Raw genomic sequence first — 15,516 nt, forward strand, 5'->3', positions numbered from 1 at the left:
ATGATTCTCACCTCCGCTATTTAAGATGCGCCTTTTGCAAGAAATTAAGCATCCTTATTCTTCCACAGTTCAATTAAACGTTCCTTTTTGTATCTAGCGTATTGTTTAATCATGTATTCCCTTTTCATTGCCGTGCTTTTATCCAAAAACGTTTCCACATATACTAGTTCCACCGGCGTTCGCCCGCGTGTGTAGCGAGCTCCTTTACCTGCATTATGTTTTTTTACTCTTTCTTCTACATCTGCTGTGTATCCGGTATATAAAGATTGAGCGGAACAACGCAATATATAAACATAGTACATAATTCTGACAAACCCTTTCTGTTTTCTCTGTCCCATCATACAATAAATCATATAAAATGGTTAAAAAAGAAAGGGGAGATGCACCATGCTCAATCAGGCAACCGTTGAGCGGGTACTGCAAGCCGCTTTATCCCATGGTGGAGACTTTGCCGAGGTGTTTGTCGAAAACAGGATCGAGCAAAATATTTCCATGGTAAAAGGCGAAGTAGAAAAAGCGCGCTCCGGTCAAGATTTCGGAATCGGTATCCGTATTTTTCATGAAAATGATTACCTTTATACGTATACCAACAATGAAGACGAAGACCATCTCATCGAAATCGCCCGTCTTCTCTCCCAAGCAGCAAAAAAAAGCGAACATAAAAACAGAACGATTACATTCACCAAGCAACTGATTGTTCCCCGTCATATTGCACAAATCGACCCGCGTGTCATTTCCATCCGGCAAAAAAGGGACGTGTTAGCAGAGTTAAACCACCATGCTATGGCTTATCATACAGCCATTACCCAAGTGCGAACGAGATACTTTGACGAAACTCAAAAAGTACTAGTCGCCAACTCTGAAGGTGTCTGGGCGGAAGATACGCGGGTACGGACGCGCGTATTCGTGGAAGCGATTGCGACTGAAGGCAACCAAAAGCAGCGCGGCTATGCTGCGCCCGGAGCGCAAAAGGGATTTGAATTTTATAATGAGCTTGATTTGCGTGCCCTCGCCGAGTCGGCCGCCGATATTGCAGTGCGTATGCTGGAAGCGAAACCGTGTCCAGGCGGAAAGATGCCGGTTGTAATCGACAACGGTTTCGGAGGAGTCATTTTCCATGAAGCGTGCGGGCACGGTATGGAAGCGACTGCTGTCGCCAAGGGCAAAGGCCCATACGCAGGCAAAATCGGACAACAAGTGGTCAGCCGAAAAATTTCGGCGGTAGACGACGGAACCATCGGCAACGAATGGGGATCGCTTCACATCGATGACGAAGGGACGCCCACCAGGCGCAATGTGCTAATTGAAAACGGTGTACTCAAAGGATATCTCATCGATAAATTGAATGCGCGTCGCATGAAAATGGAGCCAACCGGATCGGCCCGCCGCCAATCTTACCGTTTCGCTCCGACTTCCCGCATGACCAATACCTACATTCTACCTGGCAAAGACAAGCTCGAAGATATGATTACCAATACCGAATATGGCTTATACGCCAAAACGATGGGGGGCGGCAGTGTCAATACCACCACAGGCGATTTTAATTTCGCCGTATTGGAAGGTTATATGATTGAAAAGGGCAAACTCACCTATCCAGTTAAAGGCGCCACGCTAATCGGCAATGGACGGCAAACAATGTACGACGTGGACATGGTCGGGGACAACTTCCTGCCGGGTCAGGGCATGTGCGGTTCCATTAGCGGATCGATTCCGGTTAACGTTGGGCAGCCGGCCTTACGCGTATCACAATTGACGGTTGGGGGGAGCAGCCAATGATTGAACAATTGTTCGAACTTGCAAAGAAAAAGAAAATCACTGAGCTTGAAGTGCTGATCAATCACTCGACCAGCTTCAGCATTCAAGCATACGAAGGAAAAATCGAATCGTATAAGAAAACGAGTACAGCGGGCCTTGGCGTCCGTGGTACGTATCAAGGCGGTACCGGCTATGCTTACACCGAGCGGCTTCACCTGCGAGAATTCGATACGGTACTTGATATGGTGAAAGATAACGCCTCCCTAATGAAAGAAAAAGAACCGCTTCTCGCGGAAAAGCAGAAAGGAAGCTGGCAGGACAGCCAGCCGGACATATCAGAGGAAGAAAAAATAAACCTAGCGCTGATGCTGGAAGCGGAGGCGAGAGCCGCCAAAGAGGTTTCTGACGTCAGCTACGCGCTCGTCAGTTCAGGGGAGGGGATACGCCAAGTCGCCAATACATACGGTCTGAACAAAACATACCGTTCTAACTACACTATGGCGTATCTTTCCGTCATCGTAAAAAGAGATGATGAGGTGGAAACGGACAGCGCTTATTATCTGGGCGACTTAAACAAATTGGATCGGGCAAAGCTAATTCAAGAAGCCGTTAGCAAAGCACGGCGCAAGTTGGGCGGAAAGCCCATACCGGTCGGGCATTATCCAGTCGTGCTGGATCGTCGAGTCGTCTGCTCCCTGCTGGGGGTCTACAGCGGGGTATTCTCGGCGCGCAATGTTATGCAAGGGACTTCCCGCCTAGAAGGTCAACTTGGGGCGAAACTGTTTGGCTCGCTGGATTTACTGGATGACCCTCATTCCGGGCATGAAAAGGTGATGTTCGACGATGAAGGCGTAGATACTGCGAAAATGTATCTCGTGCGCGATGGCGTAGTAGAGAGCTATTTGCATAGTCTGCAAACGGCTAACGAAATGGGGCAGGCGCCGACCGGTCATGGCATCCGCAGCTATAAAGGCCCGGTGCAAATCACGCCGCACCGGATGCAAATACCGAACGGAGAAACAGCTCTCTCCACCCTGTTCGCAGAGATGGGCAACGGGGTCTACATTACCGATGTGCAAGGACTTCATTCTGGCACCAATACCGTTTCTGGCGATTTTTCGCTCGCCGCACAAGGTTTTCGCATTGAAAACGGGAAAATCGCCGCACCCATCAAAGAGATTACTATCGCTCATAATTTCTTTGACCTGTTCGCGCACATCGAAAAAAAAGCAAACGATTTCGATTTTGCAATGCCAAATGGTCATAGTCAGTATGGTGCTCCTTCCATTCTTTTTTCCAATATCGCCGTTTCAAGCTGACGCACATAAGAAAATCCGTATGCTATATTCTCAGCTTCCGCACACATATAATACCGGTGTCAAACGCAAGCGCGAACAGCAGTCTTAATAGCCTTTATAGAACCATGTCGCACAAACGAAAAGATAAAGTGAGCAAAAAACAATCCCCCTCTTGTCCCATACGGGTCAAGAGGGGGTGTTTTCATCCTGCTCAGGCGCTGATGCACCTGAAGATTCCGTCGGCTGTGTCGCGGGTGCAGGACTTATTTTCGTATTTTTCAACTTCCACCCAAAATCCGTTTTTTCTACAGTAATGGCCATGAGAAAATCCTGACTTACCTGAGGATGAGACGAACCAAACGAAACGCCACTAAAACGCGTAATTAACGCTTCTACTACAGCCTGCTTGTCCTGCTTTTGTTTCAATGTAAGCTTCTTTACTTTATCTGTCGGAAATATAATCGGATTTTTACTGTTCCATGCATCCTGCAATCTTCGCGTTTCTACGTCGATGTATTGCTGGGTAGCGTGTGGAGCAAGCGCATGCTGGAACTGGGTAATAACCAGTTGTTTTTCCTTCTCCCCGTTTGGAGCATTAATAAAGGAAATACTTGCTTCATACGCGCCCTTAAACGCCGCGCGCGCCTGTTGTTCCATTAGATATGCCAGCTGTGGAAGTGTTTGTTCGTCCACTTCAGCGCTCTTCAAAAATTCTATTTTTTGTTCAAGATTTGTTTTTGCTTCCGCCAACTGCTTGGTTTGCTGCCGACTTTCGCTCAGCTGCTTTTTCACGTTCTCCAATTCCGCCTTCAACGCCTGGTTTTCGTGTTCAATTACCTTTGTATTACAGCCGGTCAGTACGCTCAACGACGCGAATAACGCAAACGCGCCAAATTTTAATTTTTTTCCCATATTACGTCGAACTCCTTTGTTCGCGGAATCTTTCTTGCTGCTTGGCAGCACGAATCACCCGCCGAGCCGAATCAGCTCTTCTTTATGTACATACAATTCATAGTATAACATTCTCTATTGTAACAGGAAGGTAAAGAATTTGGGAACAAAAAAAAAGAGAATCGGAAGACTCTCTTTTTCGCCGGCTTATTTTTGCGCAAAATATTTTTTGTAAATCTCGTCGTACGTACCGTCCGGAACCATAATGATCTGCTTCCCTTTTATTATAATCATTAATGACAATTAATCATTATACGAATGAGACATAAAAAAGGCACTTAAATATTTTGCCTATCACCTTTATTTTTTTATATTAGCGAAAAAAGACGCGGCGTTCTTTTTCGTTTACGAGCACGGCTTCTTTGACGTTTTTACCATCGAAATCTACATGGAGCCGCCCGCTTCCAATATTATAAAAAATATATTTTCCTTTATAGATTTCATATGGCTGCGGTTCCGGATTGCGGTGTCCGATAATCATATCAGCTCCGGCATCAAGCAAATCTCTAGCTAATTCCTTCTGATACCGTTCCAGCGTACTCTGCCCTTCCCTCCCCCAATACATCGTGAGAATTAACACATCCACCTGGCGTTTCGCCCGCCGGATATCATCAAAAATATGGGACCCGTATGCGTCGGCTACTCCGATTTGCTTGCCTTCCGCTTTCCACTCCACTGCAGGAACGACACGGGAATATACCATGACTCCGTATCTTGTTCCATCCTTCTCGATAATATGGGGCCGAAATACTTCATCTGCCATCCCATATCCCATCACTTTCACGTTATGTTTTAAAAGCTGCGAGGCTTCTTGCGCAATACGTTCCCGACTCTGGCCTTGAAGAATATCAACATTCGCCACATCAATAGCGGTCGGCGCCTTCCGTGCGGCTTCCTTCAGCCATTCCGGAATTCCCTGCCCAACGCGAAACTGGTAAACAGGAAACAGTTGAAAATCGGCAGAAACAGGCAGAGGCTTGTCTTTCCCATGATATGGCCTGTCCCCGTATACAACCAGGCGAAATCCGGAAGTATTTACTGCCTTTTTTTTCTCTTTGTCATTTCCCTGTGGAATAGAAGGCTTCGCTACCTGCGCCGCCAGCCAGTCGCTTACTTTTTGCTCGCCTCCTGCTTGCCGCTGTTGCGCTATCTGCTCGCCAAAACTTCCAGCATCTTTCGCAGAATACGTCCCTTGCAGAAAGAAATAACCTTTATATCCTCCATATCCAATCGTGACCAAAAGCCCTGCCCATATGACTGCCTTTACGCTTTTCCGCTTCCAGCCATCCGGACTACCTAAATTATGGTATGACATGAGCGTACCGGCATCCATTCCGTAAAACGCAAGCAACACCTCCGCCTCTTCAACGGTAATCGGTTGAATCCCTTGTTCGATCCGCTTCAGTCGCTGCTGGGCAATTCCCGTTTTTCTCGCCACTTCTTCCAAGGTGATGCTATGATCGAGCCTATATTCTCTTAATTTTTGTGCAAACGCATAAAACTGTGAATTCATTCTCCTCCCCGCTTTCAATGAGAAAAACTCGCAGGCGTTGCCGCTCGCCTTCTTCCTCCGAAAAGCCATATGGCAGCTTTATGTCCCTTCGGTCGGATTTGCTTCACACTTCACCATTCAAACAAGCTGTGTCAGATTGCAAACAAAGTACCAAAGATATAAAGTTTACACGCTAAGAAAAGCGTGAAGAGTAAACGGTGCATGAAATACTTCACAGTCACTCTTTTTACCTTCAAGGAAAGCGAAAAGTTTTGCGTGTAGCCTGCTAGATATTCGTTGGTGTTTTACAGAAGGTGATGGTGACATGAACACAACTCCATCAACATATTCCAGCAAGTTGTCCGTTTTCCCGCGCATCGCATAAAATTCTTCTATACTTACAAATCTTTCTTGCGCCATGCTCATTTTCTACACCATCCCTCCCTGCTTTTTTAGACGAACTTTATATTACGATTATAATACATCTTTACCTTTCTCTATTGTACGTTATAACAAGAAAGTTTAGCTTTGCGTATCATCCGGCTTGTCGTAGAACCAGTCGCCCTCTTTGGGGTTGGAGATAATGCATACAAACGAAACAAACTCCCTCTGCTACTATGGCAACAAGGGAGTTTGTCTGCAAGCTGAAGCCCGGATCATATCCGGGCTTACTCATTTCTGCCACTATCCACGCATTTTTGTAGCACGCAAGCGGGCGCACACTTTTTTTAATCGTTCATGGTGCCTTAACACACGCTGCCTCGCGTCCTCAGCTTCCGGCATACTCGGGCGAAGCAAAGGAATGGCCCAGTAATCTACTAATACGTCAAATACTTGATCAAAATATTCAACGGGGCCATAGGATGCTTCGCGGGCAATAACGCTCATTCTTTCTCCATAATCCGGCATAACAGCGCCAGGCATCGTAAAGTTAATCATTACGCCAGCTATATAGTAAATATAATTCTCGTCAACTTCCAAATGCGCTTTAACTGCATCGCGGTAAAAAGCATAATGCAAAACTTCATCTTTTGCCAAACGGCGCAAGAGCGTAGAAAGCACCGGATCTTGCTCTTTTGCGACGCGCGCCACATTATTGTAGAACACCATGGTAGCCAATTCTTGCAAAGTCGTATACGCCAGCGTTTCCAATGGTGTCATGAAATTCCCTACCCAGCCGTGTTCAACCGTTTGCTTGCGTAACTGATGAAGCTTCCGCGGGTCGCCGTTACGGGTCAGCAACAGATACGTCTCCAGTAGGCTGGAATGCTGATCCTCTTCCGCTGTCCACGTATGGATAAAATCATGCATCACTGAAAATGAACCCTTAAACGTCTCGCACAAATAACTGGTAAACCAGGGCAAATTTACTTCTGTCAGAAGCGCTGTTTCTACGGCGATGCGAAGCGCTTCGCTCAAGTTGCCTTGCCCCGGCTCATACGGCACACTTTTGAAATCCTGTCCCCTATCCCATGGCAAAAATTCATGGTAACTCCAATCGATTTTTCGAGATCGTTCCAAATGCGTTGTGTATAATTCCCGAAATCTTTTTTCCAAACGATGGTCTAAATGGCTGTTTAATAACAAAACAAAACCTCTTTTCTCCTCACGGCTGTTCTTTTCCTACATGCTTTGCAGTTAGTCTTTCATTATCGGTATTATACCACGCGAAAAAGAAATGTCAGCCTTTTCGGGAATTTTTTATGGTTTCGTCTTGTTTTATACAAGGATACGTCCGCATTCATCACATGTAACTAATGGCTTTCCTTTATGCCATGCTTCCATTTTTGCAACGGAAAGCGGGAGGAAACAGCCCATGCAGGAACGGCGTCTAACTTCGACTACAGGATTTTCTACATTTTCTTTTACCTTATAGTAAAGCTCAAGTGCTTTTAGACTAAGCGAAGCCTCAAGTCCAGCCGCTTTGTCTTCCCATTCCCGCTTGCTCTCATGCAGGGAAAACTCCTTTTCAAAGCGCTCTTCCATAAACCGTTCCGTATCTTTATTCACCAGCCACAACTCCTGTTGGGCAAGCGCAAGCGCGATTTTTCCATCAATATCATCATCGGCCGGTTCACCGATTTGTTTGATTTTTGCCTCGACCTCCCGTCGTTTGGCTTCTAATTCTGCTTCCCGTTCTTTTAGCTGATCAAGCGCTTGTTGCACCGCTTTTATTTTTTCTTTCGCCTGATGCCATTCCAGCAATTTTCTCGCTTCCACCATTCTTTTCTCTCTCCTGATTCAACATCTTCTCAGATTGTTGACAAATCTACCACTTCTTCCCGATACTTCTTCCTCGGCTTGGTTGATTTTCTGCAAAGAAGTGATAGCTGTCCGCACGCACAACATCTGGGTATAAGGTCTGTCTACAATCTGTTCTTTCCTCTATATCATAGAAAAGTAAACGGATCAGTATTGACTTTAGATACAATGATTTCTGTTTCTAAATGCTCTTCCTTTAACCGTTTATCCAGCACATTTTTAACGCCTTGCTTCATGATTTTTTCAACGTTATGGCCAGGGTCAACAATCGCAAGGCCCCCCGCCATGGCATCATGCGCTGTATGATAGTAAATATCGCCAGTAACAAACACATCGGCTCCCTTAAATATCGCTTTAGGGACGAAACTGTTGCCATCTCCGCCGAGCACGGCTACTTTCTGAACTTTTCGCTCCAAATCGCCGACCACACGCAATCCTTTAACTTCGAAAGCTTCTTTGACCTGCAAAGCAAACGTACGCAACGGTACAGGCTCTTTCAGTTTGCCGATACGACCGATGCCAAAGGTCGCTCCTGTCTGTTCCACCGGATAAATGTCATAAGCAACTTCTTCATATGGATGGGCTTTTATCATCGCTTTCAATACGCGCGACTGCGCCTCTTCCGGCATAATCGTCTCCAGGCGCACTTCTTCGACCTGTTCCAGCTTCCCCTGTTCCCCGATATACGGATTGGTACCTGCACGTGGCATAAATGTGCCAGTTCCCCGTACACCGAACGTACAATGGCTGTACTGCCCGATCCAACCCGCGCCTGTCTGCGACATCGCGTCGCGCACAATATCGATGTGCGACAGCGGCACATAAACCACGATTTTTTTAAGTTTTTGTTCATGCCATTTTTCCAGAATCTCGACTTCTTCCAAACCGAGCGCTTCGGCCATTAAATCATTGATGCCACCTTCCGCCACATCCAGATTAGTATGAGCGACATACACCGCGATATCGTGCTTAATTAGTTTCTCATATAGACGCCCTGCCGGAAGGTCGGTACGCAAATTCTTTAGCGGACGGAAAATCACCGCATGGTGCGCAATAATTAAATCCACCCCTTCCGCAATGGCCTCATCCACCACCTCCTCAAGCACGTCAAGCGCAATCATCACTTTTTTTACATTTTTCTGCAATGTCCCGACTTGAAGGCCAATTTTGTCGCCTTCCATTGCAAGATGTTTGGGCGCGAATTCCTCGAAATACTGAATTATTCTCTGTCCATTTGCATACATGCGATCATCTCCTCCATCCATGCCAGTTTTTTTTGTACCTCTCGCTTTTTGTGCTCCGCTTCCGGGCTTTTGGCATATTGCAGCTGGTGTTGCACCGCCTTCAGCTTCTCCTGCTCCTGCACAAGCTTCTTACGAAGTACCGGAGATTTTTCCTCCCATAAATACGGTCCAATTTCAAGTAAGTCTTCAAGTTTTTTATCTCTGTTACGGTATGGCAAAATAGGATCACCTGGCACAGCCTCAAGAATTTCATAAATAATGCCGTCTTCTTCAAGAATCTTCTCCCGGCTAAGCTGAAAGCCATGCTCAAGAAGCCAGCGCCTAACGATAGGCGCCGCCACATTTGGTTGCAGCAACAGCTGGGATACACCGGAGAGCTTCTCCGCTCCTGCTTCCAAAATGGAAGCAATAAGGCTTCCTCCCATGCCGGCGATGCATATGGTATCTACTTCTCCGAGCGCCACAACGGCCAGACCATCGCCCAATCGAACGTCAATTTTGTCCGTAAGCCCGGCGGCTTGCACCTGGCGCACGGCCGCCTGCCAAGGCCCATAGTTTACTTCACCAGCGATGCAGCGCAGTGCAATTCTTTTTTGAACTAAATATGTAGGGAGATAGGCATGATCAGAGCCGATATCCGCCACTATACTTCCTTTTTTCACCATATCTCCGATTGTTTGCAGTCGTTTTGAAATTTCAATCATCTATTTCGCTCCTCACTCATACCTTCCCTACTAGATTAACATTCTCGGTTAAAATTTAACAACAGAACAATAGCCGCTTAACCTTATGCTGATACGCTATGATTAGGAATCTTTGTCTTAAATCGAATCCGTGTCATTTATCTGTCGCCCGTCTTTAGCATGATATCAAGGAAAGGCGTGATTATTTTGAATACGCTGCCTGCTCTCCAAGTAAAGCTGGCTGATTGTGAGGACGAACTGAAAAAGGCGTTGCGTTTATGCTATGAAGTGTTCGCAGAAAAGGAAGCGAATCCGGCGCTGTATAACGAAAGCCGAATGGAAAGCGACATCTTCGACGAGCATTGCGACCATCTTATCGTAAAAGATACAAATACGAATCAGGTGGTTGGGACGTACCGTTTGCTCCCAGGCGAACGCGCTGTCATGCATAAAGGGTTTTATTCAGAAACAGAATTCGATCTATCCGGATTCACTGTCCCTAAATCCCAAATACTTGAAGTGGGACGAAGCTGCGTTGCTCCCGAGTATCGAGATGGAAAAACAATTCAACTCCTGTGGGAAGGCATCGCTGGCTACATCATGGATGGTTTATTCTCACATCTTATCGGCTGTGCCAGCATTCCCGTCCAGAACATACATGAACTAAACCGGATGTACACGTTTCTTTGCGCTAAAAAGATGATAACGGACCGATTCAAAGTACAACCGCTAATGTCACACCGGGTTACAGGATTGCGTACGGTGGATATAACCGGGCAGGAAAAAAACATTCTGCGTACGCTCCCGCCCTTGATTAAAGGATACCAACGATTAGGGGCGGAAATCGCCGGGGCCCCCGCATTCGACCCGATATTTCAGACCACCGATTTTTTCATTGTGCTGGAAACGTCACGCATCGCGCAAAAATACAAGCGGCACTTTATAAAAACTCCATAGGAAAGGGGCGTAACATCTTGTACGAATGGCTTGCAAAAATCACGACATCGCCGTCTCGCTTGCGCCTTTTACGCTGTGCAGGAACCAAACTTCCGGGATGGCTTGCCTGGCTGCTCTGCGCATTTTGCGCTTTTCTGCTTTATATATGCTCCACGAACCTGCGCGGCCGTATAAAACAAAATATCAGCGAAATTCTGCCACAGCGGAAAAAATATTCTTTATCCTTTCTTAGCTATCGTTATTTCTTTCATTTATTCCGCTTTTTGTTTGAAATAATTATCGATGTGCAACAAACTCCTTCTCGCCAAAAAGTAACGGTAAAAACGGAGGGACTCTATCATCTTGAACAGGCGTTGCGGCTCGGACGCGGCGTAGTGCTGCTCACTCCGCATACAGGCAACTTTTTCGCTTACTATATGTATCTTTCAAAAAAATATCCCTGTTTAACGGTAGCTACCGCAAGCAGCCCGGAACTGTTCCCTCTTTATGAGACATTTAGGCAGATGGGTTGCCGTGGGTTGGATTACGATACGACTCCGCCGCGCGAATTGTGGCGCACTCTTCGTCAACATCTGAAAAAGAACGGGGTCGTTATGCTGCTAGGCGATTTCTTCCGTCCCAACTTTCCACCCGCATACCTGTTCGGAAAACCGACGCGCTGTCCTGCGGGCAGCGTGACGCTGGCCTTGGAAAGCCGGGTGCCTATCATTCCTTTTTACGGATGTTGTACCGGTGGATTCTCCCACCGTATGGTCTTTCTGCCGCCGCTGTTTCTTTATGAACAGTACGCCCCGCAAGAGCGCGAAAAAGCAATGGAAGCTCTGACCCGAACGCTTGAATTTCTTATCCTGCAGGCACCTTCCCAATGGTTATACTGGTTCAACGCGGATGAACGCTGGATTCGTAGGCCTGAAGAAAAACAAGAGGCTGTCAATTGATGCTGGCAGCCTCTTGTCCATTTCAGTTTGTTTTCAATCCAAATGCTTGAATCGCGTTTTCCCGCAGGCGAAACTTCTGTATTTTTCCAGAAGCGGTCATCGGATATTCATCTACAAATTGCACATAATGGGGAATTTTGTAGCGGGCAATTTTACCGTTGCAGAATTCTTTTACTTCTTCTACCGTCATCGTCTCGCCCTCTTTTACTTTAATGCATGCAAGGATTTGCTCGCCGTACAGTTCATCTGGCACGCCGACAACCTGAACATCAAAGATTTTCGGATGCTGGTATAGAAATTCCTCGATTTCGCGCGGATATACATTTTCACCGCCACGAATAATCATATCTTTCAGTCGGCCGGTAATTTTGTAATAACCATTTTTATCAACAGTAGCCAGATCCCCCGTATGCAGCCAGCCTTCGCTGTCAATCGCTTTTGCCGTCTGCTCCGGCATCTTATAGTAGCCTTTCATCACATGCACGCCGCGCGTGCACAGCTCTCCTTGTACGCCTGGCGGCACTTCTTCGCCTGTGGCCGGGTCGATAATTTTCACTTCCACGTGCGGCAATACGCGCCCAACGGTGGTGACACGCTGTTCAATAGTGTCATCCGGACGTGTCTGTGTAATAACCGGTGAGGATTCCGTCTGTCCGTATGCAATGGTAATTTCACTGATGCCCATTACTCCCACCACTTTTTTCATCACTTCAATCGGACACGGGGAGCCGGCCATAATACCCGTGCGCAACGAACGCAAATCAAACTTACTAAATTCCGGGTGGTTTAGCTCAGCAATAAACATCGTCGGTACGCCGTAAAGGGCCGTGCACTTCTCATCCTGTACCGCCTGTAGCACCTTTAGGGGATCAAACGAAATGAGCGGCACCATGGTTGCGCCTGTGGCCATGCAAGCTAACGTTCCCATCACGCAACCAAAGCAATGAAAGAACGGAACCGGAATGCAAATCCTATCTTTCTCCGTAATGTTCTGGCAGGCGGCGACATTAATAGCATTGTTGACAATGTTTTTGTGCGAAAGCATCACGCCTTTCGGGAAGCCAGTCGTCCCGGATGTATACTGCATGTTAATCACGTCATCTGCGTCCAAGCTGCCCTGTATACGCGCAAGTTCTTCGTCTGATACTTCCGCTGCGCGCTCGAGCAAGTCCGCCCATGTAAACATGCCAGGCTTGCGTTCGTCTCCGATAAAAATCACATTTTTTAAGCAGGGAAGGCGCTTTGATTTTAGCTGTCCAGGTTCGCATTCTTTCAGCTCCGGGCAAATTTCGTACATCATATCGGTATAGCTAACCCCCCGGAAAGAGTCAATGAGCAATAATGTTGTGGAGTCAGACTGGCGCAGCAAATATTCAAGCTCTTGTACCCGGTAGCTTGTGTTAACCGTAACGAAAACGGCTCCCATTTTCGCGGAAGCGAACTGAGTAATCACCCACTCCGGCACATTGGTCGCCCAAATGGCGATATGTTCACCCGGCTTAATGCCCAGCGCGATTAACCCTTTCGCTACCTGATTACAAAGCGCCTGAAACTCGGAAAATGTGTACCTCAGCCCCAATTCGGGATAGACAACCGCTTCTTTATCTGGGAACCTGGCAGTCGTCTGATCCATCAATTCCCCAATGGTGATTGTTACCGGCTCGCTCACTTTCATTCCTCCTTCATTTCCCTGGTTTAATTATCTGCAGCCAATTTCGCGAGAGATAACCATGCGCAACACTTCAGAAGTCCCTTCTCCGATTTCAAGTAATTTAGCATCGCGGAAGAAGCGTTCAACCTTATACTCTCTCATATAGCCGTTTCCACCGTGGATTTGAATCGCCTGGTCACATACCCGCATGCACATCTCCGAGGCGAACAGCTTCGCCATAGCGGCCTCTTTCGTGAATTTACGCCCTTGATCCTTAAGCCATGCTGCTTTGTATACCATGTTGCGCGCTAGCTCAATATTCATCGCCATATCAGCTAACTTAAACTGAATCGCCTGAAACTTGGACAGTGTCTGTCCGAATTGCACCCGCTCTTTGGCGTAGGCAAGCGCTTTTTCGTACGCTCCCTGCGCAATGCCGACCGCCATCGCGCCAATGCCAATGCGCCCGCCATCCAGCACAGCAAGAAACTGTTTGAAACCGTTTCCTTCCACACCGAGAATATTTTCGTGCGGAACGCGTACATCTTCTAAAAACAGTTGGGTTGTATTGGACGCGTGTAAGCCCATCTTTTCGTAATCCGCCACAACAGAAAAGCCTTTGACGTCCGTAGGCACAATAAAGGCAGTAATGCCGCTTGTGCCTTTGCTTTTATCGGTAACAGCAGTGAGCGCAAGTGCTTTGGCATAACTAGCATTGGTAATGTAGCATTTAGAGCCGTTAAGCACCCACTCATCGCCATCTCTGACGGCTATGGTCCGTGTTCCGCCCGCATCAGAGCCTGCTTGCGGCTCAGTAAGGCCGAACGCGCCCAAGTATTCACCTCGTGCAAGCGGCGTTAAATATTTTTGCTTTTGTTCGTGGGTACCAAACATATTAATCGGCGCGCCGCCAAGCGAAATATGGGCTGAGTAAGTAATGCCTGTGGAGGCGCATACGCGACTCAGTTCTTCTACGACGATGGTGAAACTAATGGTATCGGCGCCCGCTCCGCCGTACTCTTCTGGAAACGGAAGCCCCATCAAATCCAACTTCGCCATTTTTTTGAACACTTCAAGTGGAAATTCTCCCGTTTTATCTCTTTCATCTGCGCCAGATTCCACCTCTCCTTCCGCAAAGTCGCGGATTACATTTTTAATCATCCGTTGTTCCTCAGTGAGGTTAAATTCCATGCTCTCCCCAACCTTTCATCAACTATGATTGAGCGCTAGCTCATAATTGTGAACCTAAAAATAAAAACGTTTACATTTCTAACTTATCTTATTTTTCATAATTATAATTATATTTTTTTATTCTACATTTTACTAAGGTTTCCTGCTAACGTTTTCAATTATTTAAGAAAATCGTTAAAAAAAAGCCGGTTTTAGAAAACCGGACAAATACGTGGTTAGTGAAGAGAATACCGATCGCCAAACCAAGGCCACCAGAAATTTTTAAGCGAGAGGAGAAGGAAAGAGGCAATAAATATTTTGAGGTAAAAGAAAGAAAGCAACAAATCTTTGTCAGTCGACGCAATAAACAAAGTGGCGATCTCAGCGCCAAAAAGAGCAAGGATTCCATTAAAAAAAAGGACGGCCGATGTGCGCTGTTGACGGCGTTTCCAGAGCAATCCAAAAGTAAGAAGCAACATCGCAACCGGAATCCAAAATGCTTCCATTCGCCACCAGGTGAATTGATCGTATACTTCGCAATACGTTATCCATCCGTAAATTCCCTGAAATCCGAGCAACGCGCAAAAAGAAAAGTAACGCTTGCCTGCTGTAATACCGACGATATACCAAATCAGGAAAGAAGCTGCTACATATGAAATAATCTCCATCGCTCCGTATCCATAAAATCCTAGTACATATACCCCACCGAGCGCGAGCAAAACGGAAGCCAATCCGAGAAATACATGACTCGAGACCTTCTGCCGCTTAACAAATCCCAAAATATAAAAAAACAGTGTCAAAAATCCAATCAGCGCCATTTGCATTGTCAAAGTAAAATCGGTAAAATGAAAAGCAAGATAGAATAACACAATAATGAACAAAGCGATGCCTGCCCATTTTGCCTCCGGTTTTGGAACGGAGAATATCGGAAGCGCTTCGAAAGTTACAGTAGTCTCGTTGCGTGTATGTTTAGCGGCGGCCTCGCCTTCCGTATACAGATTAAGCAAAAAATCGCAATACTGGCGAGGCAAAAGATTGTTTGTGCGCCAATACTCAATTTCGGACGTAATTATTTTCTTTTTCTGCTCATTCATCGAACTTCACCTCTCATGCTA

Annotated in this window: 15 protein-coding genes and 1 pseudogene (1 of these 16 only partly in view); 4 read left to right on the plus strand and 12 right to left on the minus strand. The window is 46.6% G+C overall.

Annotation, left to right across the window (positions count from 1 at the left end):
- Positions 1-2: a 2-nt sliver of a gamma-type small acid-soluble spore protein gene (locus K3F53_RS13270; RefSeq protein WP_062731149.1), read on the minus strand. 172 nt of this gene lie to the left of the window's left edge; a 2-nt sliver of its 174-nt coding sequence is all that appears in the window; only part of the start codon is in view: it crosses the left edge, with 2 bases visible at positions 1-2; its stop codon lies off the left edge, out of view.
- Positions 3-44: 42 nt separating this feature from the next.
- On the minus strand, positions 45-302 hold the full coding sequence (locus K3F53_RS13275) for a GIY-YIG nuclease family protein (protein ID WP_220559039.1): 258 nt from the start codon (positions 300-302) through the stop codon (positions 45-47).
- 85 nt (positions 303-387) lie between these two features.
- On the opposite strand from K3F53_RS13275, the gene K3F53_RS13280 reads away from it, so the two are divergent.
- Positions 388-1,776, plus strand: a complete 1,389-nt coding sequence (locus K3F53_RS13280; RefSeq protein ID WP_220559040.1) for a TldD/PmbA family protein — start codon at positions 388-390, stop codon at positions 1,774-1,776.
- Positions 1,773-3,074 carry a TldD/PmbA family protein gene (locus K3F53_RS13285; RefSeq protein ID WP_057898119.1) on the plus strand — a complete coding sequence of 434 codons (1,302 nt, stop codon included), beginning with the start codon at positions 1,773-1,775 and terminating at the stop codon, positions 3,072-3,074. Before K3F53_RS13280 ends, K3F53_RS13285 begins: the two co-directional genes overlap by 4 nt.
- Before the next feature lie 165 nt (positions 3,075-3,239).
- On the opposite strand, the gene K3F53_RS13290 is transcribed toward K3F53_RS13285, so the two are convergent.
- The 7 genes and pseudogenes from K3F53_RS13290 to K3F53_RS13320 all read right to left on the minus strand — a co-directional run bounded on the left by K3F53_RS13290 (position 3,240) and on the right by K3F53_RS13320 (position 9,706).
- Positions 3,240-3,965, minus strand: a complete 726-nt coding sequence (locus tag K3F53_RS13290) for a hypothetical protein (RefSeq protein ID WP_057898118.1) — start codon at positions 3,963-3,965, stop codon at positions 3,240-3,242.
- A gap of 352 nt (positions 3,966-4,317) precedes the next feature.
- Positions 4,318-5,517: a CapA family protein gene (locus K3F53_RS13295; RefSeq protein WP_057898117.1), complete on the minus strand. Its 1,200-nt coding sequence runs from the start codon at positions 5,515-5,517 to the stop codon at positions 4,318-4,320.
- A 186-nt stretch (positions 5,518-5,703) separates the two neighbouring features.
- Positions 5,704-5,922, minus strand: a pseudogene (locus K3F53_RS13300) (Uma2 family endonuclease); the annotation flags it as partial.
- A gap of 258 nt (positions 5,923-6,180) precedes the next feature.
- Positions 6,181-7,083: an acyl-ACP desaturase gene (locus tag K3F53_RS13305; RefSeq protein WP_057898115.1), complete on the minus strand. Its 903-nt coding sequence runs from the start codon at positions 7,081-7,083 to the stop codon at positions 6,181-6,183.
- Between the two features lie 132 nt (positions 7,084-7,215).
- Complete coding sequence (locus K3F53_RS13310; RefSeq protein ID WP_057898114.1) at positions 7,216-7,719, minus strand: C4-type zinc ribbon domain-containing protein; 504 nt, start codon at positions 7,717-7,719, stop codon at positions 7,216-7,218.
- Between the two features lie 167 nt (positions 7,720-7,886).
- Positions 7,887-9,002, minus strand: a complete 1,116-nt coding sequence (locus K3F53_RS13315) for a Nif3-like dinuclear metal center hexameric protein (protein WP_220559041.1) — start codon at positions 9,000-9,002, stop codon at positions 7,887-7,889.
- Positions 8,978-9,706, minus strand: a complete 729-nt coding sequence (locus K3F53_RS13320; RefSeq protein ID WP_057898112.1) for a tRNA (adenine(22)-N(1))-methyltransferase — start codon at positions 9,704-9,706, stop codon at positions 8,978-8,980. Before K3F53_RS13320 ends, K3F53_RS13315 begins: the two co-directional genes overlap by 25 nt.
- Positions 9,707-9,892: 186 nt before the next feature.
- Between K3F53_RS13320 and K3F53_RS13325 the strand changes: the two genes are divergently transcribed.
- Both K3F53_RS13325 and K3F53_RS13330 read left to right on the plus strand, forming a co-directional pair.
- Entirely contained in the window at positions 9,893-10,642 is a 750-nt protein-coding gene (locus K3F53_RS13325) for a GNAT family N-acetyltransferase (RefSeq protein ID WP_246615638.1), read from the plus strand.
- A 17-nt stretch (positions 10,643-10,659) separates the two neighbouring features.
- Complete coding sequence (locus K3F53_RS13330; RefSeq protein WP_057898110.1) at positions 10,660-11,580, plus strand: lysophospholipid acyltransferase family protein; 921 nt, start codon at positions 10,660-10,662, stop codon at positions 11,578-11,580.
- A 22-nt stretch (positions 11,581-11,602) separates the two neighbouring features.
- Here K3F53_RS13330 and K3F53_RS13335 read toward each other — a convergent pair whose 3' ends face one another.
- From K3F53_RS13335 to K3F53_RS13345, 3 genes are all read right to left on the minus strand, one after another.
- Entirely contained in the window at positions 11,603-13,255 is a 1,653-nt protein-coding gene (locus K3F53_RS13335) for an AMP-binding protein (protein ID WP_057898109.1), read from the minus strand.
- A gap of 24 nt (positions 13,256-13,279) precedes the next feature.
- Positions 13,280-14,422, minus strand: coding sequence for an acyl-CoA dehydrogenase (locus K3F53_RS13340; protein ID WP_220559043.1), 1,143 nt, complete (start codon positions 14,420-14,422; stop codon positions 13,280-13,282).
- Between the two features lie 215 nt (positions 14,423-14,637).
- Positions 14,638-15,495 carry a hypothetical protein gene (locus K3F53_RS13345; RefSeq protein ID WP_220559044.1) on the minus strand — a complete coding sequence of 286 codons (858 nt, stop codon included), beginning with the start codon at positions 15,493-15,495 and terminating at the stop codon, positions 14,638-14,640.
- Positions 15,496-15,516: the final 21 nt, after the last annotated feature.

The organism is Aneurinibacillus thermoaerophilus (genome assembly GCF_019603355.1).
GTDB classification, from domain to species: Bacteria; Bacillota; Bacilli; order Aneurinibacillales; family Aneurinibacillaceae; genus Aneurinibacillus; species Aneurinibacillus thermoaerophilus.